The organism is Streptomyces sp. NPDC034103 (assembly GCF_055575395.1).
The window spans coordinates 460,725-484,858 of record NZ_JBVISS010000003.1; the positions used below are offsets into that span (position 1 = coordinate 460,725).

The following is a 24,134-nucleotide window of genomic DNA, read 5'->3' on the forward strand; positions in this document are numbered from 1 at the left end:
GTCATGCGAACGGTGAGCCGCAGTGGACTGGTGAGCGTGGGCCTGGGGCTGGGCGCGGTCGGCGGCTTCGTCGGTAGCCTGCTTCGGGAACGGAACGCTCTGACTGCCGCCCGTGATGCCGCGGGCGAGGGAAGCGAGGAACAGCCTTCATGGGGCGTCGGCTCGTACCGCTCACGCTGGACAACCTTCCGGACGTTCCCCAGCGCTGTCGCTCGTGCGTCTTCTGGGAGTTGGACCCAGTCAGCGGCGAAGCCGCGGTAAAAGCGGGCACGGCCACCCTGGAGAAGGAAGCCTGGATCTCCGCAGTTCTGCTGGACTGGGGATCGTGCGGACGGGTCGTGTACATCGACGAGGTGCCGGTGGGCTTCGTTCTCTACGCGCCCCCGGCCTATGTCCCCCGGTCGACGGCATTTCCCACGAGCCCGGTCTCACCCGATGCCGTGCAGCTGATGACGGCGTTCATCATGCCCGGCTATCAGGGACAGGGACTGGGCAGAGTGATGGTCCAGACGGTGGCCAAGGATCTGCTGCGCCGGGGCTTCAAGGCGATCGAGGCGTTCGGGGACGCCCGGTGGAAGGAATCGGCCTGTCTGCTGCCCGCCGATCACCTTCTGTCCGTCGGCTTCAAGACGGTCCGCCCGCACCCCGTGCATCCACGTCTGAGGCTGGAGCTGCGGACGACCCTCTCCTGGAAGGAAGACGTGGAGATGGCACTGGACCGGCTCCTGGGAGCCGTGCAGAAGGAACCGGCGCTGCGGCCGCTCTGAACGAGAAGGGGCCGGCCCTCCTGGGCCGGCCCCTTCGTGTTTCACGTGAAACGTCACTCGGCGATGAAGTCCTCGAGGTCGCGGACGATCGCGGCCTTCGGCTTCGCGCCGACGATGGTCTTGGCGACCTCGCCACCCTGGTAGACGTTCAGGGTCGGGATGGACATGACGCCGTACTTGGCGGCCGTACCCGGGTTCTCGTCGATGTTGAGCTTGACGACCTCGATCTTGTCGCCGTACTCGGCGGCGATCGCCTCGAGGGACGGAGCGATCTGACGGCACGGACCGCACCAGGCGGCCCAGAAGTCCACCAGGACGGGCTTGTCGCTCTTGAGGACGTCCTGCTCGAAGGTGTCGTCGGTCACGTTCTTCAGGGTGCCGGCCACGGCGGGCTCCTTAACTGGGTTGTGCGGGGTGGGGTGGGAGGGGGTCAGACAGCGGTCTTCTCGGGCTCGGCCGGCTCCCCGTCCGCGAGGGCGGCGAGGAACCGCTCGGCGTCGAGGGCGGCGGAGCAACCGGTGCCGGCCGCGGTGATCGCCTGGCGGTAGGTGTGATCGACGACGTCGCCGGCGGCGAAGACACCCGTCAGGTTGGTCCGCGTGGAGGGGGCTTCCACCTTCAGGTAGCCCTCCTCGTCCAGCTCCAGCTGGCCCTTGAAGAGTTCGGTGCGCGGGTCGTGACCGATCGCGATGAACAGCCCGGTGACCGCGAGGTCCGAGAGCTCGCCGGTCTTGAGGTTGCGCAGCTTCAGCCCGGCCAGCTTCGGGTCACCCTGGATCTCGGCGACCTCGCTGTCCCACACGAACTTGATCTTCGGGTCGGCGAAGGCGCGCTCCTGCATCGCCTTGGAGGCGCGCAGGGTGTCCCGGCGGTGGACGATGGTCACGGACTTGGCGAAGCGCGAGAGGAAGGTGGCCTCCTCCATCGCGGTGTCACCGCCGCCGATCACGGCGATGTCCTGGTCCTTGAAGAAGAAGCCGTCACAGGTGGCACACCAGGAGACGCCACGGCCGGAGAGAGCGTCCTCGTTGGGCAGGCCGAGCTTGCGGTGCTGCGAGCCGGTGGTGACGATGACGGCCTTCGCCTTGTGGACCGTGCCCGCGGTGTCGGTGACGGTCTTGATGTCACCGGTCAGGTCGACGCTGACGACATCGTCCGGGATGAGCTCGGCGCCGAACCGCTCGGCCTGCGCCCGCATGTTGTCCATGAGCTCGGGGCCCATGATGCCGTCCTGGAAGCCAGGGAAGTTCTCCACCTCGGTGGTGTTCATCAGCGCACCACCTGCGGTGACGGCGCCCTCGAACACCAGCGGCTTCAGCGACGCGCGCGCGGTGTAGAGCGCCGCCGTGTAGCCGGCGGGCCCGGAGCCGATGATGATCACGTTTCGGACGTCGCTCACGGCTTGGTTCCTCGTCTCTGGACTGCGTCAGTACGACCGGTGGGAGCCCCTCTCAGGACTCTCACCCCACCCAACGGATCCTAAGGGGCGCGCATTCCCGGTGTGGCCGGGCACACGGAGAGGCGCCACCGTACGAGATACCACGCTGGGTGGAGACGAAGCGTCAGCCTGTGGGACGCGCGTAGGACTGCGTCAGCAGAACCTCTGCCGAGGACGAGCCATCGGTCTCGCAGGCCGCATCGACCACGTAGGCGTCGACGCGGTTGTCGTTCTTCGGGTCGAGCATCACCACGAGATACGCCGGCTCGCCCGCGTAGGTGCCCTTCTTGGCGGCCAGCGCCTCATCTTCGCGGCCGATGCCGTGCAGGACGCAAGGGGGAACCTGAGGGATGGTGCTGTTCTTGAGTCTGTTCTCGGGGACGTTGTTCGTGCCGAAACTGCGGGGCGGGCGCGACACGTCGCCGGAACGGCGTGACAGAAGCGCGGAGACCTCGGTCTCGACCTTCTTTCCGGAGAAGACACCGGCCTGTGCGGTCGGGTCGGACGGCCGACCGTCGTCGAGGGACGACAGCAGCACGGAGCCGAACCCCAGGACGGCGACGGTGAACACCGTGCCGAGAACGGCGATCCTGCGGCGCCCGCCGCGGGAGCGGTCCTTGCGACCCGGGCCGGTGCTGGACGTACGCGCGTGACCGGCGGGGCGGTCTGCCGACACCGATGTTTCACGTGAAACATGCGACGCGGTGAGCACGGGCGGGTCCGGGGCCTCGGACGCCGTGGAGTTGAGGAGGGCTTCGGCGGCCAGGGCGGCGTCGATACGCCCGGCGACGTCGTCGGGCATGCGCGGCGGTCCCGGGATCGAACCGAGCAGACCGCGGATCTCCTCCAGGGAGGCATGGACGTCGGCGCAGAGGTCGCATGCGTCCAGATGCCGTCGTACGTCGGTGGTCCGGGACGGGGGGAGAAGGCCCTCGGTGAGGTCGGAGATCTCCGCGACGTCCGGGTGCCCGGACGTGTCTGTCGATGTCACGCTCGCCCACCTCCGCCCTTCACAGCAGCTGAATCGCCTGGACCTGTCTCGCGGGGCCCTCTGTCACGAGGTTCCGCTGCGGGTGGGACGGATGTCCCCTGCATCCGGTTCCGTTCCTGGCCCGGTTCTCCGCCGTCACCGTTTTTCTCCGGCCGCAGATGGGCGAGGAGGGGAAGGAGTTTGGCTCTGCCGCGGGCACAGCGGCTCTTCACCGTGCCGGTCGGGACGTCGAGCATGTGGGCGGCCTCGGCGACCGGGTAGCCCTGCATGTCCACCAGGACGAGGGCGGCCCGCTGGTCGGGGGGCAGTGTGCCGAGGGCTTCCAGGAGCTGGCGGTGGACGTCATTGCGTTCCGCGGGCGCCGAGGCGGACTCGTGCGGCTCCAGGAGCTGCTCCAGACGCTCGGTGTCGTCGACCGGTGAGGTCTTGCGGGAGGCGGCCTTGCGGGCGCGGTCGAGGCAGGCGTTCACCGTGATGCGGTGCAGCCAGGTCGTGACAGCCGACTGGCCGCGGAAGGTGTGGGCGGCCCGGTAGGCGGAGACCAAGGCGTCCTGGACGGCGTCAGCGGCCTCCTCGCGGTCCCCGAGCGTGCGCAGGGCCACAGCCCACAGCCGGTCCCGGTGACGCCTTACGAGCTCGCCGAACGCGTCGGGGTCGCCGTCCACGTGACGGGCGAGGAGGTCCTGATCGCTGGTGTCGCCGTATGCGGTGTCATCTGCCATCGGACCCCCTCCCCTGGGATGCGGTGCGTTGTCAGCCGGTGAACTGCACGTTGGTGATGGCCTGCTTGTAGCCGGGCTGGCTGTAGTTGGCGGCGTCGGCGCCGGAGTACGGCATCGCGGTCATCCACACCAACACGTAGCGGCTCTTGATCGGCTTGTCGACGCTCACCTTCGCCGAGGTCCCGCTTGTCGTCACCTCGCCCAGCTCCTTCATGGAACTCAGCGGCGTGGACGAGCCCAGCGAGTCGGTGGCGTACAGCTTGATGGTGGTGTGGTTGCCGCCGTAGCGGAAGGCGAGGGCCGCGGCCGACACCTCCTGCTCGGAACCGAGGTCGTAGACGATGCCGACACCGGGCTTGATCACTATTTCCGGACCGTCGTTGTAGCTGTTGGTCCGCCAGCCGGTCGTGGCGCTCTTGTCGTACGTCAGGTGGACGTCCTCGGGATGCTGGGCGACGCCCCCGGCCACGTACTCCTGGGCACCCTTGACAGCGAGCGTCTTGGGCGCCTTGATCTTTTCGGCGCCCTTGTCGTTGTCGTCCGTGGTCTGGGTCTGGTTGGTGTCGTCGGACTGGTTGCCCTGGTCCATGAGGGCGTCCGCGAGCTGCCAGCTGCCGAGGCCCAGCGCGGCGATCAGCAGCGCGGACACGGCCCACTTCAGGACCCGGCCGGTGCGGCTCTGCAGCGGCGGCGGAGGGGCCGCCAGCGGCTGCGTGACGCCCGGGTGCGGCGCCGGACGACCGTACGTGCCCTGCTGGTAGGTGGTGCGCTGGTACTCGGGCGGCGCGGTGAACGCCGGCTCCGGCGGGCGGATGCGGGGCATCTCGCCGATCGCCTTCACCAGTTCCTCCGGCGTGGTGCACGCGGACTCGTGGCGGGAGGCGGTCGCGCCGTCGTTGACCAGAGCGCGCATCGACAGTTCAGACAGTCCGCGGTGCACGCCCGCGCGTACCTGGTCGGGGGCGATCAGGCCGACGTCCTTGGGCAGCCCGGACAGGCCGTAGGCGTCGTTCTCGTACGGCCAGCGCTGGGTGAGTCCCGCGTACAGCAGGGCGCCGATGGCCTCGGTGTCCGTGCGCTGCGGGGTGTCGGAGGTGATGCCGCGCAGGGCCGCGTTCACGGCGAGGCCGCGGATGCGCCACTGGCCGCTGGAGGTGCGCAGGACCGCGTTGGGGTTCAGGCGCAGATGCGCGAGGCCCTCACGGTGAGCCGCCGCCATGGCCGCGGCGACCTGGCTGACCATCTGGTAGGCGTCGTGCGGCTCCAGCGGCCCGGGGGCCAGGAGCGCGGTCAGCTCGGTGGCGTCGGGCAGCCACTCGTGGACGACATAGACGACGTCGTTCTCCTCGACGGCGTCCAGTACCTGGACGAAGCGCGGGTCGCCGAGCAGCGCGGACGAGCGGGCGGCGGCCAGCACGGAACGGGCTCGTGAGTGGTCGGCGGGCAGAATGTGCACGCCGACCGCGCGACGCAGTTTCTCGTCGACCGCACGCCAGCTGCTGAACCCGTCCAGACGGGTGACGCACTCCTCGAGCCGGTAGCGCCTGGCGAGCTTGTGGCCGCTGTGCAGCTCGGGCGGTGAGGCCTTTTCGGGACTCCCGGTCCCGCCACTCCCCTGTGCCTCGTTGTTGTCCGTGTCCCGCTCCCGGTTCTGGGCCTCCCCGTCGGCCGTGGACTGGTCCGCCTCTGCGGTCAGCGGCTCATCGCCGCTGTCTGCCACGTCGACGGCAGCCGTGCTCCGTTCCGCCACCGTCGTTCCTGCCTCCCCATTCGTTGCGCGCTGACCGACCTACGTGCGCGCCGTCCGACGCCGAACCCAATTGTGCCCACAGTCCGCCGCTATGCACGACACACGGTGGCGGGCAATGGTTGTGCGCGTACCCCCGTATCAGCGCCCCAGCCGCCCGCGCACCATGCCGACCAGGGAGTTCAGCTCCTCGATACGCATCTTGCGGGCCGCCACGAAGAAGATCCCGAGCAGGACCACACCACCGACGAGCAGGGCGGCGAAGGAGCCGACGACACCCTGGCCGAGCGTGTGACCGATGCCGTAGCAGGCCGCACCGCTGAGGACGGCCGCCGGCACCGAGGCGATGCACAGTCTGGCGTACGTCCGCATGACACGGGCACCGTCCAGGTCCCCGCCGAGCCGCTTGCGCAGACGGCTCCAGGCGACGCCGACGCCGATCATGTAGGCGAGGCCGTACGAGGCGGCCATACCGACGACCGCCCAGCGCGCCGGCAGTACGAAGTAACAGGCGGCGGACGCGGCGGCGTTGACGGCCGCCACGATGACCGTGTTGTAGAAGGGCGTCCGGGTGTCCTCGTAGGCGTAGAACGCGCGCAGGACGACATACTGCACGGAGTACGGGATCAGACCGAGGCCGAACGCCATCAGCATGAAGCCCATGTTCGTGGCCTGGTCGGCGCCGGAGGAGCCGAAGATCAGGGTGCACATCGGGATGCCGAGGGCGACGAACCCGAAGGCGAGCGGCACGATCGCCACCGCTGTCGTGCGCAGGCCCTGGGAGATGTCGTCGCGCACGGCACCCGCGTCGTCCTCGGCGGCCGAGCGGGAGATACGGGGCAGCAGGGCGGCCATCAGGGAGACGGTGATGATGGCCTGCGGCAGGCCCCAGATGAGCTGGGCGTTGGCGTAGGCGCTGAAGCCGGTGCCGGGGACGCCGGAATCCGTGATGGCCGCGGTGGCCAGCTGGGTGACGACAAGGGCACCGGCCTGGTTGGCGAGGACGAAGAAGATCGTCCACTTGGCGAGCATCGCGGCCTTGCCGAGGCCGTGACCCTTCCAGTCGAAGCGGAGACGCACCTTGAAGCCGGTCTCACGCAGGTAAGGAATCATCGCGAGGGCCTGCACGACGAGGCCGAGCAGGACGCCGACACCGAGCAGTCGGACGCCCTCGGGCGGAATGCTCTGGACCGTCATCCCGGAGCGCTCGGACGTGCCGTACACCCACAGGAACGCGCCGAGCGTCACGATGATGACGATGTTGTTCAGGACCGGCGTCCACATCATCGCGCCGAACCGGCCGCGGGCGTTGAGGATCTGGCCCATCACCACGTGGATGCCCATGAAGAAGATCGAGGGCAGGAAGTACCGGGTGAAGGTGACAGCGGTCTCATTGGCCGCGGGATTACTGGCCAGCGGGTTCGACAGAGCCCGCACCAGGAGCGGCGCGGCGAACATGACGAGCACCGTGAGCACGCCGAGGATGACCATGACGAGCGTCAGCAGCCGGTTGGCGTACGCCTCGCCGCCGTCCTCGTCGTCCTTCATGGAACGCACGAGCTGAGGGACGAACACGGAGTTGAGGCCGCCGCCCACGGTCAGGATGTAGATCATCGTCGGCAGCTGGTAGGCCACCTGGAAGGACTCACCCAGCAGGCCCAGACCGAGAGCCGAGACGATCATCGCCGAGCGGACGAACCCGGTGAGCCTCGACACCATGGTGCCCGCGGCCATCACCGCGCTCGACTTCAGCAGGCCCGCGGCCTTGCCGCCCTTCCTCGACGGAGCCGACGGAGCTTGCGCGGCCGGAGGCGGCACGGGCGCGGTACCCAGGTTCATCGTGCTGTCCGCGGAGGGCGGCATGGGCGGCTCGGCGCCCGGCACCGGCGCCGGGGAGGGGCCGGGGACCGACGGTGACCGGTAGGGCGAACGGCCGTCCCGGAACCCGCCTTCCTGCTGGTCCCGGAAGAGATGGGCGAAGGCGTCCGGCTCGTGCCGCTCCTCGGCGGAGTGCGTGACGAGGTCGTCGACACCGACGTACTGGGTGGTGCGGGGGTCGTCGCCGTACGGCAGGTACTGGGTCGGACCGGACGGCTCGGGCGCCGGCGTCTGGGCCCACACCTGCGGGTCGGGGGCGTACGGGGACTGCTGGGGCTGGGCGTACAGCGGCTGCTGCGGCGGGTACGTGCCCGGGGGCGGCGGAGGGTGCGCGGCGCGGTCGTAGAGCGCCTCGGCGACCGGGTCCTGGGCGGAGAGGTCCTGCGCCCGGTAGGGGTCCTGCTCGTAGGCGTCCTGGAGGTACATGTCCGCGGGGGGCTGCGGCGGTACCTGGCCGTGTTCGGGCGGCGGACCCTCGGGGTGGCCCGGGCTGTCCGCGGCCTGGCCGCGGTCACCGTCGTACGGCGCGTTCATGGTTACCCCACCTCATCGTCCCGGGCCCATCGGCGGCCTCGACATCCTCAACGGTCCACTCTCTCACCCGTGCCGGACGGGTCGGCGCTTTCCGCTGCGGTGTCCGGTGCAGGGTCACTCGGCTGCTGCGGGTCGCCTGCATCGAGCCGGGTACCGGACTCCTCCGTAGGACGGTCTCCGGGGGCCTCGGGGTTCTCCGTGGCGTCCGCGGCCTCGTCGGCCTCGTCCGGGCCACCCTCCTCGGCTTCCCGCGCGGCGGCGCGTTTGCGCTGCGTGTACATCCGGAAGCCGGCGAGGACGAGCAGGAGGAAGCCGCCACCGATGACCAGCATGACCGTGGCCGTGAACTCGGTGACCCTGACGTCGAACTGGACCGGATCGCCGTAGGCCTGGCCGTCCTCCGTGTACAGCTGAGCGGTGACCGTCGCGCGGCCGTTGGCCTGGGCCGAGGTGGTGAACTTCACCGACTGGCTGTGCCCGCCGGAGACCTCGACCCGGTGTTCCTGGTAGTCGCCGTCGCCGATCTTGAGGCGGGTGGGACTCGTGGAGGTGAGCCGCAGCACGAGGTGCTCGACGCCCTGCACCAGGTTGTTCTGGACGGTCACCGGGATCGTGGCACTGCGTCCCGAGAGCTTGGTCTCCGACTTGTCGATCAGCTTGACCTGGTCGGTGAGGGAGTCGAGGTAGACCTTCACGCTGGTGCGGTAGCGCTGCGCCTCGGCGGCGCGGCCGCGCCACGACGTGGACATCTCACGGTTCATGGCCCGCCCGAAGGGGGTCACCACCCGGGACTGGTCACTGAGGATGACCTTGAACTTGCCGAGCTCGGCCTGCGTGGTCGCGATCTCCTCGAAGGCGGCCTTGGACAGTTCCCGCTTGCGCAGCGCGGACGGGTAGGCGGACGACGCCGGCACCCTGGTGGTGGCACTGGTGTCCGGCTTCGCGGCGGCCGCCGACGTCAGGTCCTGGGACCGTGACCAGTCCCCGTCCTGGAGAGCGGACACGGCATCGGCCATCGCCCGCGCCTGGCTCGCCGTCGGCATCCGCTGCGGGGCGACGACGATGCTGCGCTGCTTGTCGGTCTGCACGTTCAGCGCCAGGCTCGAGGCGAGGAACTTCTGTACGGCGAGCGTGGCCGTGGACGCCTTCGTCAGGTCGCCCCGGAAGGCCGTGGACAGCCGGGCGTCCGCGACCACCGCGGTGGTGCCGCCGCCGATCGGGCGGGCCGCGGAGGGCGTGTACGTCAGCCCGCCCAGCTCCTGAAGGCTGTCACTGCGGGCGATCACCTTGTCGGCGCCCGCGGAGGTGGCGACCTTGACGATCGACGGGTCCACGGCGCCCTCGAGCGGCCAGGCGAAGTCGGTGTTCGGCGTCACGTGCAGCACCGTCCTCACCGTGGTGATGGCGGCGTCGGTGGCTTCCTTGAGGTGGTTGAGCGAGCCGGTGACGGAGGTTCCGTTGTGGGCGAGGGAAGCCAGGTCGGGGTCGGAGAAGGGGAGGGCGATGATCTCCTTGTCCGCGACCGCTTCCTGGAGCTCGGCCAGCCATTCCATGGCGACCCGCTGATGCGTCCCGGCCACGGTGCCGCCGCCCGACTCGACGCGGTAGGCGTGCGTCATCGCGTCGACGGAGGCCAGCAGGTCCGGGTCGATCACCCAGGTGACGTCCAGCTCCTTGCCCAGCGACAGCATCTGCTCCAGGCGGCCGCCCGGGGCGATCTCCTTGGCGAGGTCGTCGTCGAGGAAGACCGGCGTCTGCTGCTCGTTGGACCCCGTCTCCGCCGTCATGTGGGCGGTGGAGACCAGCGGCCACAGGACCGTCGTCTTCGTCTTGGTGTCGGCACCCTCGGGCTGCCAGGGCAGGAACGTCCGCTGGATGCCGAGCACCTGCTGCCACTGCTGTGCGGTGGTCTCACCGGTCAGGGAGACACCGAGCTGGTAGACGCCGTCCGAACCGAGGTCCAGCTCGTCGACCGGCACGGAGATGCTGAAGGTCTGGGCGACCCCAGGGGTGAGCCTGGCGAACTTCTCGGCGTACTTGCCGCCGACGATGTCCCCGTCGAGCCCCGGCTGGAAGTCGGTGCGCCCGGAGATGGTGTCGATCGCCGAACGCGTATTCACCTCGGGCCCCACCCGCAGGTCCACCTGCGCGTCGGTGACCGCCTGCTTGCCCTTGTTGGTGACGGTGCCGGACACGGTCAGCGTGTCGCCGTCCGTGGGGACGCTGGGGGTGAGCGAGTCCAGGGAGACGGCCACCGTGCCGGTGCCGGACGCGGCTTCCGCGGGCGCGGCGGCGGGCAGCTGAAGCAGGCCGGCCAGCAGGGGCGCCCCGGTGAGCAGAGCTCCGGTGCGCCGCAGCCAGCGACGGGCAGGTGAGGGACTCGTTCCCTGGAAGTCTGCCGCCTCGGCCACGCGCTCGCCCGTCCCTCGTCGTCGTCAGTGGTCGTCGGAATGTGCGTCCACGCATGGTAACGATGCCCGCTGAGGGGAAGTGCCGCGGACTGCTCCACAAGATCGGGGGAAGGGCCCGGGGCGTCCCGTATGTGGGCGTATAAAGGGGAGCGATTCCGTACGTCCGGGGCGGCGGCGTCGCGTACCCGTCTGTGCAGATTTAATGGAGGCGCTCGGGGTCGCCGTGGCCACGTACCCTCTTCTGTTGTGCCGAACGCCAACGAACACGCCTCCAGCGCCCTGAGCCAGGTGCAGTCCCGAGCGGTCAGCGAACTGCTGCGGGTCGCTCCTGTCGCCGATGACCTTGCCCGCCGTTTCCAGGAGGCCGGGTTCTCTCTCGCCCTGGTCGGCGGTTCGGTCCGGGACGCGCTGCTCGGCCGCCTCGGCAATGACCTGGACTTCACGACCGACGCCCGTCCCGAGGACGTGCTGAAGATCGTGCGCCCGTGGGCGGACGCCGTGTGGGAGGTCGGGATCGCCTTCGGCACGGTTGGCGTGCAGAAGGACGCCCGCGTCGGAGACGTTGTCAGAAGCTTTCAGATCGAGGTCACCACCTATCGGTCGGAGGCGTACGACCGGACCTCGCGCAAGCCCGAGGTGTCGTACGGCGACTCCATCGAGGAGGACCTCGCCCGCCGGGACTTCACGGTGAACGCGATGGCGGTCGCGCTCCCGGAGAAGGAGTTCATCGACCCGCACGGCGGTCTGGACGACCTCGCGGAGCGTGTCCTGCGCACCCCGGGTACGCCTGAGGCGTCCTTCTCGGACGACCCGCTGCGGATGATGCGGGCCGCGCGCTTCGCCGCCCAGCTCGACTTCGAGGTGGCCCCCGAGGTCGTCACCGCGATGAAGGAGATGTCCGGGCGGATCGAGATCGTCTCGGCCGAGCGGGTGCGGGACGAGCTGAACAAGCTGGTTCTGTCCGCGCACCCCCGCAAGGGCCTCACGCTGCTGGTCGACACCGGCCTCGCCGACCACGTCCTGCCCGAGCTTCCGGCTCTGCGTCTGGAGAGCGACGAGCACCACCGGCACAAGGATGTCTACGAGCACACGCTGATCGTCCTGGAGCAGGCGATGGCGCTGGAGGAGGACGGCCCCGACCTGGTGCTGCGCCTGTCCGCCCTGCTGCACGATATCGGCAAGCCGCGCACGCGCCGTTTCGAGAAGGACGGCAGGGTCTCGTTCCACCACCACGAGGTGGTCGGCGCGAAGATGACCAAGAAGCGCATGACGGCGTTGAAGTACTCCAACGAGTTGGTGAAGGACGTCTCCCGCCTGGTCGAACTCCACCTGCGCTTCCACGGCTACGGCATGGGCGAGTGGACGGACTCCGCGGTCCGCCGCTACGTCCGTGACGCCGGCCCCCTCCTCGACCGCCTCCACAAGCTGACCCGCTCGGACTGCACCACGCGCAACAAGCGCAAGGCCGCTGCGCTGTCGCGGGCCTACGACGGTCTGGAGGAGCGGATCGCCCAGCTCCAGGAGCAGGAGCAGCTCGACGCGATCCGCCCGGACCTGGACGGCAACCAGATCATGGAGATCCTCGGCGTGGGGCCCGGCCCGGCCGTGGGCCGCGCCTACAAGCACATGCTGGAACTGCGCCTGGAGAACGGGCCGATGGGTGAAGAGGCTGCGGCCAAGGCGCTCAAGGAGTGGTGGGCCGAGCAAGGCTGAGGCAGGGAAAGCGGGGCATGTTTCACGTGAAACATGCCCCGCTACCGTGAAGCCTTCTCCAGGCAACGCTTGAGGGGTGATGTTTCACGTGAAACATCACCCCTCAAAGCGAAGATGTGCTTACTTGACTTCCTTCAGGCAGAGAACCACGTCGTGGCCGTCGCCCGTCTGGTAGTACGAGATCTCCGCAGTCTTGACGGCCTCACACTTGCTGTCGTCGCTGGTGTCGTCGAACTTCTCGACGACCTTGTACTCAGCGTCGGACGAAGTGCAGTCGACCGTCTTCAGGTCCGGATTGATCTGCGTGCCCTCGTTGTGCATGCAGCTGCCCACGGACGTGGTCTCCGCGTCGGTCTTGCTGAAGAACCACTTGCCGCCGGCGATGAGCAGGGCGACGACGATGAAGCCGACGATACGCAAGGCCTTCTTGCCGAAGCGACGGGTGGGAGGAGCCGGCGGAACCGGCGCGTACGGCGCGGTGCCCTGCGGGGGAACGCCCGGCTGGCCCTGAGCGAAGGGGTTGCCGCCCTGGGGCGGGTACGGGGCCGGGAGCTGCTGGCCCTGGGCGTACGGGTTCTGGCCCTGGGGCGGCGGAGTGGACATGCGGGGATCCCCCTAGAACATGGGTATGTGACGCACCTAAGGAGCGCGTAAGACGCACGTAAGTTACCGGGCTCCACTGACACTCCAGCAATCCAGGGGGGCTCTGTGGCATTGATGTGACACTTACGAACGTTCAAAGCGGAACATAGCCGCCCCAACTGCTCCGTAGATAACGGCCACCGTGACCACCAGCACGACGGAACGACCGTCGGGCGGGAGTATCAGGGCGGCCACGGCGGCGGCACCGACGAAGGCGACGTTGAAGAGCACGTCGTAGACGGAGAAGATCCGGCCTCGGAAGCCGTCGTCGACCGAGGACTGCACGATGGTGTCGGTCGCGATCTTCGCTCCCTGGGTGGTCAGGCCCAGGACGAACGCCGCCGCCAGCATGGGCGCGACGGTGAAGGGGAGACCGAGGGCCGGTTCCAGGACCGCCGCGGACACCGCGCACACGGCGATCCAGCGGCCGGGCCGCAGTCGTCCCGCCGCCCACGGGGTCACCACGGCAGCCACGAAGAAGCCCGCACCGGAAATGCCCAACGCCAGCCCCAGCAGGGCCAGGCCGTCGTCGGTGGTCGAGGAGAACTCGTACCGGCAGAGCATCAGCAGCATGACCAGCAGGGCCCCGTAGCAGAAGCGCATCAGCGTCATCGCGGCGAGCGCCTGGGCGGCCCGTCGGCGGGGCGGGGAGGCGAGGTGGCGGACGCCCGCCACCAGGTCGCGGGCGGTGCCGGAGAGCGCCGCCGAGAGGTGCGGGCGCACCAACTCCCGGTCGGGGCCGAGAAGCTCGCGTGACATGCGCAGCGATGCGAGCGCGGCGCACAGGTAGAGGGCGGCGCCCAGCAGGACCACGGCCGCGTCGGAGTCGGCGACCACCAGGCGTACGAGGAAGGCCAGTCCACCCCCGGCGGTCGCGGCGAGGGTGCCTGCCGTCGGGGACAGGGAGTTGGCGAGGACCAGGCGTTCCTCGTCGACCACACGGGGCAGGGCGGCGGACAGGCCCGACAGGACGAAGCGATTGACGGCGGTGACGCACAGGGCGGAGACGTAGAAGAGCCAGTCCGGGACGTGGCTGACCATCAGGACGGCGGTCGCGGTGGCCATCAGAGCGCGGAGGAGATTGCCGTAGAGGAAGACCTGGCGGCGGCGCCAGCGGTCCAGAAGGACGCCGGCGAAGGGGCCCACCAGGGAGTAGGGGAGCAACAGGACGGCCATGGCGGAGGCGATGGCGGTGGCCGAGGTCTGTTTCTCCGGGGAGAAGACGACGTATGCGGCGAGTGCGACCTGGTAGACGCCGTCGGCGCCCTGGGAGAGCAGACGTACGGCGAGCAGGCGCCTGAAGCCTTGGAAACGCAACAGGACGCGCAGGTCACGTACGACGGCCATGGCGCACAGCCTCACATAAGGACAGGGTCCCCGGGCGGTACAACCCGGGGACCCTCGACACAGCCCTGGCAGGAGCGATTTTCAATGAGCCGCGGCGCCTTTAGCGCTCGACTTCACCCTTGATGAACTTCTCGACGTTGGCGTAGGCCTCGTCGTCGAAGTACTGGACCGGCGGGGACTTCATGAAGTACGAGGAGGCCGACAGGATCGGGCCACCGATACCGCGGTCCTTGGCGATCTTCGCGGCGCGCAGGGCGTCGATGATGACACCCGCGGAGTTCGGGGAGTCCCAGACCTCGAGCTTGTACTCCAGGTTCAGCGGGACGTCGCCGAAGGCACGGCCCTCGAGGCGGACGTAGGCCCACTTGCGGTCGTCGAGCCAGGCCACGTAGTCCGAGGGACCGATGTGGACGTTCTTGGCGCCCATGTCGCGGTCGGGGATCTGCGAGGTGACGGCCTGCGTCTTCGAGATCTTCTTGGACTCGAGGCGGTCGCGCTCCAGCATGTTCTTGAAGTCCATGTTGCCGCCGACGTTGAGCTGCATGGTGCGCTCGAGACGGACACCGCGGTCCTCGAACAGCTTCGCCATCACACGGTGCGTGATGGTGGCGCCGACCTGCGACTTGATGTCGTCGCCGACGATCGGGACGCCCGCCTCGGTGAACTTGTCCGCCCACTCCTTGGTGCCGGCGATGAAGACCGGAAGGGCGTTGACGAAGGCGACCTTGGCGTCGATGGCGCACTGGGCGTAGAACTTCGCCGCGTCCTCGGAACCGACCGGCAGGTAGCAGACGAGAACGTCGACCTGCTTGTCCTTCAGGACCTGGACGACGTCGACCGGGGCCTCGGCGGACTCCTCGATGGTCTCGCGGTAGTACTTGCCGAGACCGTCAAGGGTGTGGCCGCGCTGGACCGTGACGCCCTTGTTCGGGACGTCGCAGATCTTGATGGTGTTGTTCTCGCTGGCACCGATGGCGTCCGAGAGGTCGAGGCCGACCTTCTTCGCGTCGACGTCGAAGGCGGCGACGAACTCGACGTCACCGACGTGGTAGTCGCCGAACTGGACGTGCATGAGGCCGGGGACCTTGGACGCCGGGTCGGCGTCCTTGTAGTACTCGACTCCCTGGACCAGCGACGCGGCGCAGTTGCCCACGCCAACGATGGCTACGCGGACCGAACCCATTCCGGTTGCTCCCTGTGTGTATGAGTGAGGCCCTGACTGGGCGCTCACGTGGTGGTGTCGTCGGGCGTATCGGGCCGGGGGGTGTCCCCGGACCGTGGCAGGTTGCCCGGCGCTCCAGATGTGTTGTTCTGCTGAGAGGGCTGAGCGGGCCCCCCGGAAGCGGACCCCTTGAGGTCCCGTCCGGCCCGCTCGCTCTCGATGAGCTCGTTCAGCCAGCGCACTTCGCGCTCCACGGACTCCATTCCGTGGCGCTGGAGCTCAAGCGTGTAGTCGTCGAGGCGCTCCCGGGTGCGCGCGAAGGAGACGCGCATCTTGTCCAGCCGGTCCTCCAACCGGCTGCGGCGGCCCTCCAGCACGCGTACGCGTACGTCGCGCGACGTCTGCCCGAAGAAGGCGAAACGTGCGGCGAAGTGCTCGTCCTCGTAGGAATCGGGGCCGGTCTGCGAGAGCAGGTCCTCGAAGTGCTCCTTACCTTCCGCCGTCAACCGATAGACGATCTTGGCGCGACGTCCTGCCAGCGATGCGGCGAGGGCGTCCTCAGGAGCGTTCCCCGGTTCCTCGATCAACCAGCCGTTGGCGACCAGCGTCTTGAGGCAGGGGTAGAGCGTGCCGTAGCTGAACGCACGGAACACGCCCAGCGACGTATTGAGTCGTTTGCGCAGCTCGTAGCCGTGCATCGGGGACTCGCGGAGGAGACCGAGTACGGCGAACTCGAGGATCCCGGAACGCCGGCTCATGATCGCCTCCTCTCGGCCTTCGGCCCGCTTGTCTCGCTCCGATGTATCGACTCGATACATCCAGACGATAGAACGACCTTCCGGATGCGACAAGTGGGGGGACGGTGAACGGGATCACATCACCGTTTCGTTGGAGGCAAGTTGCCTGATTTGGGGTGACCTTCAGGGCTCGGCGGGTTTTGACGGTGCGTAGTCTGTGCGGCATGCACACCACCGGGAACCAAGTGACGCCTGGGGGCGTCGTCGTCCCCGGTGCAGTACGGGTGAATGCGCAAGCGTCGCCATCCGTACTTCGGGGGGACCGGAAACCAGCCGCTGTTTCCAGGCGCGCACGGGTGCGCCTGCCCGAGGAGTAGTCGTTCGATGAGCGAGCACCGTCGCAAACCGCCGCAGCCGCAGGGAGGCGGACGTGCCGCGGCCCGACGCGGCCAGTCCGGCTCGTCCTCCGGCCGCCGTGCGGCACCGCGTGGCGCCACCGGGTCTCCATCCGACGCGTACGGGTCGGATTCCTACGGGCCGGACGGCGAGGAGCGGCCGTACAGCAGCCGGGCCGAGGCCCGACGCGCGGCGCAGAGATCCGGGGGCAGCCGACGCAGAGCGCCCGAGCCCACCGGCCGTGGCGCCCGGCGAGGGGCCCCGGGCGGCCCGAGCGGACCTGGACGGGGCCGAGCCTCCGCCTCGAGCGAGAAGCGGTTCGTCGACTACCCGCGGGCCGGCAAGTACGGCTGGCAGCGCTGGGTGCCGTCCTGGCGGCTCGTGTCCGGACTGTGTCTGACGTTCCTCGGCGGTCTGGTCGCGATCGCGGGGATCGGGTACGCCATGGTCGGCATCCCCAGCGAGAACGCCGCCGCCAAGTCGGAGAACAACGTCTACTACTGGGCGGACGGCTCTCAGATGGTCGCCACGGGCAGTGGCGCGAACCGGCAGAACGTCGACATCTCCAAGATTCCCTCGGCCATGCAGTGGGCCGTGATCTCGGCGGAGAACAAGAGCTTCTACTCCGACTCGGGCGTCGACCCCATGGGCATCGCGCGCGCACTGGCCAACATGGCCCGGGGCGGCGACACCCAGGGTGGTTCGACGATCACCCAGCAGTACGTGAAGAACACGTACCTGAGCCAGGAGCAGACGGTCTCCCGGAAGTTCAAGGAGATGTTCATCTCCATAAAGGTGGGCACGAAGCTCACCAAGCAGGACATCCTCCAGGGCTACCTGAACACGTCGTACTACGGCCGTAGCGCCTACGGCATCCAGGCCGCCGCGCAGACCTACTACGGCAAGGATGCCGAGGACCTCTCGGTCTCCCAGTGCGCCTTCCTCGCCGCGTTGCTCAAGGGCCCGACGTACTACGACCCGGTGGACAACACGAGCTTCGACCCGTCGGCGACCAAGGAGGCCAACACCAAGCGCTCCAAGGGCCGCTGGGCCTGGATCCTGGAGCAGATGCACGACGACAAGCGCATCACGGAGGCGGAGTACCAGAAGGCCATCAAGAAGTGGCCCACGCCCCAGGGCCTCAAGGCGACCAAGGGCATGACTGGCCAGATCAGTTACCTCGTCGACACGGCCAAGAAGTACGTGCTCTCCCACTCGAAGATCTCGCAGACCGAGTTCGACAAGGGTGGGTACCAGATCTACACGACCTTCGAGAAGTCCAAGGTCAACGCCCTCTCGGTGGCCGTCAAGAAGATCGAGAAAGAGAAGATCGACCCGAAGAAGCGCGATCTGGACAAGCACGTCCAGTTCGGTGCGGCGTCGGTGCGGCCCAAGGACGGTGCCATCGTCGCGCTGTACGGCGGCGCGGGTTACGAGAACGGCCACTTCAACAACAACGCGAACACCTCGGGCGTACCCGTCGGTTCGACATGGAAGCCGTTCGTGCTCGCCGCCGCGATGGAGTACGGCACCTACAAGGACCCGGACGTCGGTGTCTCGCCGCTGAGCAAGTACAACGGCAACGACCATCTGAAGATCCGGAACAACGACGGCAGCTACGTCCTGAAGAAGGACAACTCGGTCTTCTACCAGGAGAACGAGAGCGACTATCCCTGGGGCTACATCTCCCTGCGCAAGGCCATGGAGCAGTCCGTCAACACGCCGTTCGTGCAGCTCGGCATGGACGTGGGGCTGGGCAATGTGCGGAGCGTCGCGGAGAAGTCCGGGATCCTGGACGAGAGCATGCCGCAGAACCCCAACGCCTCCTTCTCCCTCGGTACGTCGACCCCCAGCGCGATTCGGATGGCGGACGCCTACGCCACCTTCGCGGCTTCGGGCAAGCATGCCGACCCGTACTCCGTGACTCAGGTCAAGAAGGACGGGCAGGAGCTACAGGGCTTCGAGAAGCCGAAGGTCACGCTGGCGATGCCCGAGAACGTGGCGCACAACGTCACGGACGTTCTCGAGAACGTCATCGAGAACGGAACGGGTAAGAACGCGAGGGCGCTGGGCCGTACGGCGGCCGGCAAGACCGGTACCACGGACGAGAACAAGTCCGCCTGGTTCGTCGGCTACACCCAGCAGTTGTCGACGTCGATCGCGATGTTCCGAGAGGACCCGAAGAGCAGCAGGCTGCTCTCCATGAACGGCACGGCGGGTGAGGATTCCATCCACGGTGGTGATATCCCGACGTCCATCTGGACCGAGTACATGAAGGTCGCCTTGAAGGGGGCCAACGACCCCGGCTTCCCGGACGCCGAGCAGATCGGCGAGATCCAGGACGAGCAGGGAGCCCCGTCCCCGACCCCCACCGTCTCCGAGACGCCCAGCCCGACGCCCAGTGAGACGCCGAGCGCGACGCCCAGCCCGAGCATCAGCGCTCCCTCGCCCTCGGCGTCGGAGAGCTGCTTCGGCTTCCAGTGCGAGGACACCGGCGGGGCGAACTCCGGCGGCACCACGGACGGAGGCGTGAGCTCCACACCGACGCCAACGGAATCGGACACCACCCGGGGCAATAGCAATGGCAATGGGGGCATCTTCGGAGGTTCGACCGGTTAGCCGCCCTATCGCCCGCCGAGGGTGTTTCACGTGAAACATGGGCCGTCGCATCCACCAGGTGCGGCGGCCCTCGGCGTATTCCTAGGCGCGTACGGCAGGATGTGCCCCATGCCCAGCGCAGAATCGACGCAAGCGAGCGTGCACGAGCCGGACTCGGTGCGGCCGACCAAGGACGACGAGATCGCCGCGAGCGGTAGTGAGTTGATCGGTGGTCCGATCGGGCGGCGTGCGCTGCTCGGGACGTCCTGGTGGACTCCCGTGCGGGTGATCGCGCTCGTGGCGATCGGGATGTTCGCCCTCGGCCTGATCCAGAAGGCGCCCTGTTACAACGGCGACTGGTTCTTCGGCGCCAGCTCTCAGTACACCCACGCCTGCTACTCGGACATCCCGCACCTCTACGCGGGGCGTGGCTTCGCCGACGGGCTCGTTCCGTACTTCGACAAGCTCAACGGCGACATGGAGTACCTCGAATACCCGGTGCTGACCGGTGTGTTCATGGAGGTCGCCTCCTGGCTCACGCCCGGCAGCGGCAGCATCCAGGACCAGGAGCAGTGGTACTGGATGGTCAACGCGGGGATGCTGATGGCCTGTGCGGCCGTCATCGCCGTCTGCGTGACCCGTACCCACGCCCGGCGCCCCTGGGACGGCCTGCTCGTCGCCCTGGCGCCCGCCTTCGCGCTGACCGCCACCATCAACTGGGACCTGCTGGCGGTCTCCCTGACAGCCGCCGCGATGCTGATGTGGTCCCGGGGCCGCGCGCTCGCCTTCGGTGTCCTGCTGGGCCTCGCCACGGCCGCCAAGCTCTATCCCGTCTTCCTGCTCGGCCCGCTGTTCGTGCTCTGCTGGCGCGCGGGCAAGTGGCGGGAGTTCGGAAAGGCTCTGGGGGGCACCGCCGTCTCCTGGCTGGTCGTGAACCTTCCGGTGATGCTCCTCGCCTGGGACGGCTGGTCGAAGTTCTACGAGTTCAGCCAGGAACGGGGCGTCGACTTCGGCTCCTTCTGGCTGATCCTGGCCCAGAACTCCTCCGACCCGCTGAAGACCGACACGGTCAACACGCTGGCCACGCTGCTGGTACTGCTGTCCTGCGCCGGCATCGCGGCGATCACACTGACCGCCCCGCGCCGGCCTCGCTTCGCCCAGCTGGCCTTCCTGATCGTCGCGGCGTTCATCCTCACCAACAAGGTCTACTCGCCGCAGTACGTCCTGTGGCTGGTCCCCCTCGCCGTGCTGGCCCGCCCCAAGTGGCGGGACTTCCTGATCTGGCAGGCCTGCGAGGTGGCGTACTTCCTGGGGATCTGGATGTACCTCGCGTACACGACCAGCGGGGACGCCCACAAGGGTCTGCCCCAGGACGGCTACCACTGGGCCATCGCCCTGCATCTGCTCGGGACGCTGTACCTGTGTGCCGTGGTGGTGCGTGACATCTGGATGCCGGAGCGGGACGTGGTGCGCCGGGCCGGCGACGACGACCCTTCGGGAGGCGTGCTCGACGGTGCGGAGGACGTGTTCGTCCTCGGCCCCGCGGCCCATCCCCCGCGCCATGCCGCTCACTTCGGTGGTACGCCGGTGGAATGGGGCGAACCGGAAGCGGACCCCTCCAGGGACAGTTCGTTCTGAGCGAACAGGGCGTACGAACAGGGCGTACGTAGCCCACGGAAAAGGCCGTGCACGGCCTTTTCCGTGGGCTACGTACGACTGCTCAGTGGTCCTTACGGTCCTCAGCGGTCGACGATGCGGTCGAACTGCGTGGTGGTGTGCCGCAGATGGGCCACCAGTTCCTCGCCCACCGTCGGCTCGGGGGCGTCGGAGGGGACGAACAGGATCGAGACCTGCATGTGCGGCGGCTCGGCGAACCAGCGCTGCTTGCCGCCCCAGACGAACGGAGAAAGGTTCCGGTTCACCGTGGCGAGGCCGGCGCGGGCGACGCCCTTGGCGCGCGGCATGACGCCGTGGAGCGCCTTGGGAGCCTCCAGGCCCACGCCGTGCGACGTACCGCCCGCCACGACGACCAGGAAGCCGTCCGAGGCCGCCTTCTGCTGGCGGTAGCCGAACCGGTCGCCCTTGCTGACGCGGGTGACGTCCAGGACCGCACCGCGGTACTCGGTGGCCTCGTGGTCCCCCAGCCACAGCCGCGTGCCGATGCGGGCGCGGAAGCGGGTCTGCGGGAACTGCTGCTGGAGGCGCGCGAGATCCTCGGCCTTGAGATGGCTGACGAACATCGTGTGCAGCGGCAGCCGGGCCGCGCGCAGGCGGTCCATCCAGCCGATGACCTCCTCGACGGCGTCCGAGCCGTCCGTGCGGTCCAGCGGCAGGTGGATGGCGAAGCCCTCCAGGCGGACGTTCTCTATGGCGGCGTGCAGCTGCGGCAGGTCCTGCTCGCTGATGCCGTGCCGCTTCATCGAGGACATCACCTCGATGACCACCCGGGCGCCCACGAGACCGTAGACCCCGTCGATGGACGAGACCGAGCGGATGACCCGGTCGGGCAGCGGTACGGGCTCCTCGCCGCGCCGGTACGGCGTCAGCACCAGCAGGTCGCCGCCGAACCAGTCCTTGATGCGTGCGGCCTCGTACGTCGTGCCGACCGCGAGGACGTCCGAACCGAGCCGGGTGGCCTCCTCCGCCAGCCGCTCGTGCCCGAAGCCGTAGCCGTTGCCCTTGCAGACCGGGACGAGCCCTGGGAACTGGTCCTGCACGTGCTTGTGGTGCGCACGCCAGCGCGCGGTGTCGACGTAGAGCGTGAGCGCCATGGCCGGACCTGGAACCTTTCTCGTGGCTGCGGTGTATCAGAGGTATGGAAGCGAACGAACGAGTCGAAGCCCCCGAAGCTATGGAAGCAAACCGGCGGGGTTCAGCGGCGCGACATGTAGATGTCGAGCGCCTTGTGGAGCAGCTTGTTGAGCGGGAAGTCCCACTCGCCGAGGTACTCGGCCGCCTGCCCGCCGGTGCCGACCTTGAACTGGATCAGGCCGAACAGGTGGTCGGTCTCGTCCAGCGAGTCGGAGATGCCGCGCAGGTCGTAGACGGTCGCGCCGAGCGCGTAGGCGTCGCGCAGCATCCGCCACTGCATCGCGTTCGAGGGCCGGACCTCGCGGCCGATGTTGTCGGAGGCGCCGTAGGAGTACCAGACGTGTCCGCCGACGATCAGCATGGTCGCCGCCGACAGGTTCACACCGTTGTGGCGGGCGAAGTACAGCCGCATGCGGTTGGGGTCCTCGGTGTTGAGGGCCGTCCACATGCGCTGGAAGTACGACAGCGGGCGGGGCCGGAAGTGGTCGCGCACGGCCGTGATCTCGTACAGCCGCTGCCATTCCTCGAGGTCGTGGTAGCCACCCTGGACGACCTCGACGCCGGCCTTCTCGGCCTTCTTGATGTTGCGGCGCCACAACTGGTTGAAGTTCTTGTGGACCTCTTCTAGGGACCGGTTCGCCAGCGGCACCTGGTAGACGTAGCGGGGCTGGACGTCGCCGAAGCCGGCGCCCCCGTCCTCGCCCTGCTGCCAACCCATTCGGCGGAGCTTGTCGGCGACCTCGAAGGCGCGCGGCTCGATGAAGTCGGCCTCGATGTCACGCAGCCGCTTCACGTCCGGGTTCTGGATGCCGGCCTTGATCGACGTGGCCTCCCAGCGCCGGATGATGACCGGCGGGCCCATCTTCACCGAGAACGCGCCCTGGTGCTTGAGGTGGGCGAGCATCGGCTCCAGCCAGTCGGTCAGGTTCGGCGCGAACCAGTTGATGACCGGGCCCTCGGGCAGATAGGCCAGATAGCGCTTGATCTTGGGCAGCTGGCGGTAGAGAACCAGACCCGCGCCCACCATCTCGCCGGTCTTGTCGTCGAACCAGCCGAGGCTCTCGGAGCGCCACTCCGCCTTGACGTCTGCCCAGGCCGGAACCTGCATGTGGCTCGCCGACGGCAGGCTCTGGATGTATGCCAGATGCTGCTCGCGGCTGATCGTCCTCAGGGTCAGGCTCATTCGGGGCGCTCCTCGGGCTGGTGTGTCCCCATGGGTACAGGGGCTCCGGCTCTCGCGCCGAAGCCTACTGCGCCTGGCGGGCGCCCTGACTGGGCGTACGGCACCTGCGCCCCGGCTCATGGGCCGCCGGGGCGTTCCGTGGTGCTTTGGGTGGTGTCAGTGGGACGGTGCCCTGGGCGTCAGAAGACCCCACCGAAGAGGCCGCCGTGCGCCATGCCGAGGAAGAAGCCGATCGCCGAGGCGCCGAGACCGAGGATCAGTCCGAAGCGCTCACGGGTCGTCTCCGAGATCCACTGGCCGTAGGCGCCGATGAGGATTCCCACCAGCCCGGTCCAGGAGCTGAGCAGATGCAGATTGTGGAACATCGCCGTGATGAACGATGTGATCCCCAGGACCAGGGTCACCGCGAGCAGGGTGTCCTGGAGGGGGTGGGATTTGCCGTCCGTGGCGAACAGGCCTCCGACGGTGTTGGGTCGCAATGCTTGTGCCATAGGGCACCTCCTGCGAAAGGCGGCGCATCGTAGCGCCATACACACCCGATGTGTACAGATTGTCGGTCCTGGCGGCCGGATTTCAACCGGAAGCCAGGGTGCGGGTACTCTGTACCCTCTGCACCGGTGTCTGCCCGTGTCACGACCGGGACTACCGCGAGGAAGCCCCGATTGTCAGTGGCGGCCGATACCGTTGCGTACGCATCACGACCCTCCTGCCACGGAACGACCGTGGCCGCTGAGTCCAAAGGAGGTGGGTTCCACATGCGTCACTACGAGGTGATGGTCATCCTCGACCCCGATCTGGAGGAGCGCGCTGTCGCCCCCCTGATCGAGAACTTCCTCTCCGTCGTCCGTGAGGGCAACGGAAAGGTCGAGAAGGTCGACACCTGGGGCCGTCGTCGTCTCTCGTACGAGATCAAGAAGAAGCCTGAGGGCATCTACTCGGTCATCGACCTGCAGGCCGAGCCTGCGGTCGTCAAGGAGCTCGACCGCCAGATGAACCTGAACGAGTCGGTCCTCCGGACCAAGGTCCTCCGTCCCGAGACCCACTGAGCTTCCCCGCT

Annotated in this window: 19 protein-coding genes; 5 read left to right on the top strand and 14 right to left on the bottom strand. The window is 68.3% G+C overall.

What is annotated here, in order from left to right; all coding sequences use genetic code 11:
* Positions 1 to 149: 149 nt before the first annotated feature.
* Positions 150 to 767 (top strand): GNAT family N-acetyltransferase, encoded by a 618-nt coding sequence (locus tag ACZ56U_RS08330; RefSeq protein ID WP_469083235.1) that lies wholly within the window; start codon positions 150 to 152, stop codon positions 765 to 767.
* Positions 768 to 820: 53 nt separating this feature from the next.
* Here the strand turns inward: ACZ56U_RS08330 and trxA are convergent, their stop codons facing one another.
* The 7 genes from trxA to ACZ56U_RS08365 form a co-directional block, all read right to left on the bottom strand.
* Positions 821 to 1,153 carry a thioredoxin gene (gene trxA, locus ACZ56U_RS08335; protein WP_391233474.1) on the bottom strand — a complete coding sequence of 111 codons (333 nt, stop codon included), beginning with the start codon at positions 1,151 to 1,153 and terminating at the stop codon, positions 821 to 823.
* Between the two features lie 44 nt (positions 1,154 to 1,197).
* Positions 1,198 to 2,166, bottom strand: coding sequence for a thioredoxin-disulfide reductase (trxB, locus tag ACZ56U_RS08340; RefSeq protein WP_391233475.1), 969 nt, complete (start codon positions 2,164 to 2,166; stop codon positions 1,198 to 1,200).
* 163 nt (positions 2,167 to 2,329) lie between these two features.
* On the bottom strand, positions 2,330 to 3,196 hold the full coding sequence (locus ACZ56U_RS08345; protein ID WP_469083236.1) for an anti-sigma factor family protein: 867 nt from the start codon (positions 3,194 to 3,196) through the stop codon (positions 2,330 to 2,332).
* Positions 3,193 to 3,918: an RNA polymerase sigma factor SigM gene (sigM, locus tag ACZ56U_RS08350; RefSeq protein WP_469083237.1), complete on the bottom strand. Its 726-nt coding sequence runs from the start codon at positions 3,916 to 3,918 to the stop codon at positions 3,193 to 3,195. Before sigM ends, ACZ56U_RS08345 begins: the two co-directional genes overlap by 4 nt.
* Before the next feature lie 31 nt (positions 3,919 to 3,949).
* Positions 3,950 to 5,668 (bottom strand): protein kinase family protein, encoded by a 1,719-nt coding sequence (locus tag ACZ56U_RS08355; RefSeq protein WP_469083238.1) that lies wholly within the window; start codon positions 5,666 to 5,668, stop codon positions 3,950 to 3,952.
* Positions 5,669 to 5,806: 138 nt separating this feature from the next.
* Positions 5,807 to 8,077, bottom strand: a complete 2,271-nt coding sequence (gene murJ / locus ACZ56U_RS08360; protein WP_469083239.1) for a murein biosynthesis integral membrane protein MurJ — start codon at positions 8,075 to 8,077, stop codon at positions 5,807 to 5,809.
* Between the two features lie 47 nt (positions 8,078 to 8,124).
* A complete protein-coding gene (locus tag ACZ56U_RS08365) occupies positions 8,125 to 10,488 on the bottom strand; it encodes a DUF6049 family protein (protein ID WP_469083240.1) in 2,364 nt (787 codons plus the stop codon).
* Between the two features lie 246 nt (positions 10,489 to 10,734).
* Here ACZ56U_RS08365 and ACZ56U_RS08370 point away from each other — a divergent pair, with 246 nt between their 5' ends.
* Positions 10,735 to 12,201: a CCA tRNA nucleotidyltransferase gene (locus ACZ56U_RS08370; protein WP_469083241.1), complete on the top strand. Its 1,467-nt coding sequence runs from the start codon at positions 10,735 to 10,737 to the stop codon at positions 12,199 to 12,201.
* 120 nt (positions 12,202 to 12,321) lie between these two features.
* Here the strand turns inward: ACZ56U_RS08370 and ACZ56U_RS08375 are convergent, their stop codons facing one another.
* From ACZ56U_RS08375 to ACZ56U_RS08390, 4 genes are all read right to left on the bottom strand, one after another.
* Positions 12,322 to 12,804, bottom strand: a complete 483-nt coding sequence (locus ACZ56U_RS08375) for a proline-rich domain-containing protein (RefSeq protein WP_469083242.1) — start codon at positions 12,802 to 12,804, stop codon at positions 12,322 to 12,324.
* A gap of 123 nt (positions 12,805 to 12,927) precedes the next feature.
* Positions 12,928 to 14,190, bottom strand: a complete 1,263-nt coding sequence (locus ACZ56U_RS08380; RefSeq protein WP_469083243.1) for an MFS transporter — start codon at positions 14,188 to 14,190, stop codon at positions 12,928 to 12,930.
* Between the two features lie 100 nt (positions 14,191 to 14,290).
* On the bottom strand, positions 14,291 to 15,373 hold the full coding sequence (locus ACZ56U_RS08385) for an inositol-3-phosphate synthase (protein ID WP_391233486.1): 1,083 nt from the start codon (positions 15,371 to 15,373) through the stop codon (positions 14,291 to 14,293).
* A gap of 44 nt (positions 15,374 to 15,417) precedes the next feature.
* A complete protein-coding gene (locus tag ACZ56U_RS08390; RefSeq protein WP_469083244.1) occupies positions 15,418 to 16,110 on the bottom strand; it encodes a PadR family transcriptional regulator in 693 nt (230 codons plus the stop codon).
* A gap of 363 nt (positions 16,111 to 16,473) precedes the next feature.
* Between ACZ56U_RS08390 and ACZ56U_RS08395 the strand changes: the two genes are divergently transcribed.
* Positions 16,474 to 19,104: a transglycosylase domain-containing protein gene (locus ACZ56U_RS08395; protein WP_469083245.1), complete on the top strand. Its 2,631-nt coding sequence runs from the start codon at positions 16,474 to 16,476 to the stop codon at positions 19,102 to 19,104.
* A 108-nt stretch (positions 19,105 to 19,212) separates the two neighbouring features.
* On the top strand, positions 19,213 to 20,721 hold the full coding sequence (locus tag ACZ56U_RS08400; RefSeq protein ID WP_469083246.1) for a glycosyltransferase family 87 protein: 1,509 nt from the start codon (positions 19,213 to 19,215) through the stop codon (positions 20,719 to 20,721).
* 101 nt (positions 20,722 to 20,822) lie between these two features.
* On the opposite strand, the gene ACZ56U_RS08405 is transcribed toward ACZ56U_RS08400, so the two are convergent.
* The 3 genes from ACZ56U_RS08405 to ACZ56U_RS08415 form a co-directional block, all read right to left on the bottom strand.
* Complete coding sequence (locus ACZ56U_RS08405; RefSeq protein WP_391233490.1) at positions 20,823 to 21,854, bottom strand: alanine racemase; 1,032 nt, start codon at positions 21,852 to 21,854, stop codon at positions 20,823 to 20,825.
* A 101-nt stretch (positions 21,855 to 21,955) separates the two neighbouring features.
* The gene (gene femX / locus ACZ56U_RS08410) at positions 21,956 to 23,077 is read right to left on the bottom strand and encodes a peptidoglycan bridge formation glycyltransferase FemX (protein ID WP_469083247.1); all 1,122 of its coding nucleotides are present in this window, start codon (positions 23,075 to 23,077) and stop codon (positions 21,956 to 21,958) included.
* A 179-nt stretch (positions 23,078 to 23,256) separates the two neighbouring features.
* A complete protein-coding gene (locus ACZ56U_RS08415; RefSeq protein WP_469083248.1) occupies positions 23,257 to 23,568 on the bottom strand; it encodes a hypothetical protein in 312 nt (103 codons plus the stop codon).
* 264 nt (positions 23,569 to 23,832) lie between these two features.
* On the opposite strand from ACZ56U_RS08415, the gene rpsF reads away from it, so the two are divergent.
* The gene (rpsF, locus tag ACZ56U_RS08420) at positions 23,833 to 24,123 is read left to right on the top strand and encodes a 30S ribosomal protein S6 (protein ID WP_005482942.1); all 291 of its coding nucleotides are present in this window, start codon (positions 23,833 to 23,835) and stop codon (positions 24,121 to 24,123) included.
* Positions 24,124 to 24,134: the final 11 nt, after the last annotated feature.

Excerpts from the sequence above, each read along its gene's own strand:
- ACZ56U_RS08330 (WP_469083235.1), top strand. The coding sequence starts at position 150 with ATGGGGCGTCGGCTCGTACCGCTCACGCTGGACAACCTTCCGGACGTT.
- sigM (WP_469083237.1), bottom strand. The coding sequence starts at position 3,918 with ATGGCAGATGACACCGCATACGGCGACACCAGCGATCAGGACCTCCTC.
- murJ (WP_469083239.1), bottom strand. The coding sequence starts at position 8,077 with ATGAACGCGCCGTACGACGGTGACCGCGGCCAGGCCGCGGACAGCCCG.
- ACZ56U_RS08375 (WP_469083242.1), bottom strand. The coding sequence starts at position 12,804 with ATGTCCACTCCGCCGCCCCAGGGCCAGAACCCGTACGCCCAGGGCCAG.
- ACZ56U_RS08380 (WP_469083243.1), bottom strand. The coding sequence starts at position 14,190 with ATGGCCGTCGTACGTGACCTGCGCGTCCTGTTGCGTTTCCAAGGCTTC.
- ACZ56U_RS08385 (WP_391233486.1), bottom strand. The coding sequence starts at position 15,373 with ATGGGTTCGGTCCGCGTAGCCATCGTTGGCGTGGGCAACTGCGCCGCG.
- ACZ56U_RS08390 (WP_469083244.1), bottom strand. The coding sequence starts at position 16,110 with ATGAGCCGGCGTTCCGGGATCCTCGAGTTCGCCGTACTCGGTCTCCTC.
- ACZ56U_RS08395 (WP_469083245.1), top strand. The coding sequence starts at position 16,474 with ATGAGCGAGCACCGTCGCAAACCGCCGCAGCCGCAGGGAGGCGGACGT.
- ACZ56U_RS08400 (WP_469083246.1), top strand. The coding sequence starts at position 19,213 with ATGCCCAGCGCAGAATCGACGCAAGCGAGCGTGCACGAGCCGGACTCG.
- ACZ56U_RS08405 (WP_391233490.1), bottom strand. The coding sequence starts at position 21,854 with ATGGCGCTCACGCTCTACGTCGACACCGCGCGCTGGCGTGCGCACCAC.
- femX (WP_469083247.1), bottom strand. The coding sequence starts at position 23,077 with ATGAGCCTGACCCTGAGGACGATCAGCCGCGAGCAGCATCTGGCATAC.
- ACZ56U_RS08415 (WP_469083248.1), bottom strand. The coding sequence starts at position 23,568 with ATGGCACAAGCATTGCGACCCAACACCGTCGGAGGCCTGTTCGCCACG.
- rpsF (WP_005482942.1), top strand. The coding sequence starts at position 23,833 with ATGCGTCACTACGAGGTGATGGTCATCCTCGACCCCGATCTGGAGGAG.